The following is a 1,567-nucleotide window of genomic DNA, read 5'->3' on the forward strand; positions in this document are numbered from 1 at the left end:
TTTTAGTTTGGTTAAGTTAGAAAGGGCGCACGGTGGATGCCTTGACACTAGGAGTCGATGAAGGACGGGACTAACGCCGATATGCTTCGGGGAGCTGTAAGTAAGCTTTGATCCGAAGATTTCCGAATGGGGAAACCCACCATACGTAATGGTATGGTATCCTTATCTGAATACATAGGGTAAGGAAGACAGACCCAGGGAACTGAAACATCTAAGTACCTGGAGGAAGAGAAAGCAAATGCGATTTCCTGAGTAGCGGCGAGCGAAACGGAACATAGCCCAAACCAAGAGGCTTGCCTCTTGGGGTTGTAGGACATTCTATACGGAGTTACAAAGGAACGAGGTAGACGAAGCGACCTGGAAAGGTCCGTCGTAGAGGGTAACAACCCCGTAGTCGAAACTTCGTTCTCTCTTGAATGTATCCTGAGTACGGCGGAACACGTGAAATTCCGTCGGAATCTGGGAGGACCATCTCCCAAGGCTAAATACTCCCTAGTGATCGATAGTGAACCAGTACCGTGAGGGAAAGGTGAAAAGCACCCCGGAAGGGGAGTGAAAGAGATCCTGAAACCGTGTGCCTACAAATAGTCAGAGCCCGTTAACGGGTGATGGCGTGCCTTTTGTAGAATGAACCGGCGAGTTACGATCCCGTGCGAGGTTAAGCTGAAGAGGCGGAGCCGCAGCGAAAGCGAGTCTGAATAGGGCGTTTAGTACGTGGTCGTAGACCCGAAACCAGGTGATCTACCCATGTCCAGGGTGAAGTTCAGGTAACACTGAATGGAGGCCCGAACCCACGCACGTTGAAAAGTGCGGGGATGAGGTGTGGGTAGCGGAGAAATTCCAATCGAACCTGGAGATAGCTGGTTCTCCCCGAAATAGCTTTAGGGCTAGCCTTAAGTGTAAGAGTCTTGGAGGTAGAGCACTGATTGGACTAGGGGTCCTCATCGGATTACCGAATTCAGTCAAACTCCGAATGCCAATGACTTATCCTTAGGAGTCAGACTGCGAGTGATAAGATCCGTAGTCAAAAGGGAAACAGCCCAGACCGCCAGCTAAGGTCCCAAAGTGTGTATTAAGTGGAAAAGGATGTGGAGTTGCTTAGACAACTAGGATGTTGGCTTAGAAGCAGCCACCATTTAAAGAGTGCGTAATAGCTCACTAGTCGAGTGACTCTGCGCCGAAAATGTACCGGGGCTAAATACACCACCGAAGCTGCGGATTGATACCAATGGTATCAGTGGTAGGGGAGCGTTCTAAGGACAGTGAAGTCAGACCGGAAGGACTGGTGGAGTGCTTAGAAGTGAGAATGCCGGTATGAGTAGCGAAAGACGGGTGAGAATCCCGTCCACCGAATGCCTAAGGTTTCCTGAGGAAGGCTCGTCCGCTCAGGGTTAGTCAGGACCTAAGCCGAGGCCGACAGGCGTAGGCGATGGACAACAGGTTGATATTCCTGTACCACCTCTTTATCGTTTGAGCAATGGAGGGACGCAGAAGGATAGAAGAAGCGTGCGATTGGTTGTGCACGTCCAAGCAGTTAGGCTGATAAGTAGGCAAATCCGCTTATCGT

Annotated in this window: 1 rRNA gene; it reads left to right on the forward strand. The window is 50.5% G+C overall.

Features of this window, described 5'->3' with window-relative positions:
• Positions 1-9 precede the first annotated feature (9 nt).
• A 23S ribosomal RNA gene (locus ACTFRS_RS28395) occupies positions 10-1,567 on the forward strand; the annotation flags it as partial.

This window comes from Bacillus cereus group sp. MYBK139-1 (assembly GCF_051916915.1).
Classification (GTDB): domain Bacteria; phylum Bacillota; class Bacilli; order Bacillales; family Bacillaceae_G; genus Bacillus_A; species Bacillus_A pacificus.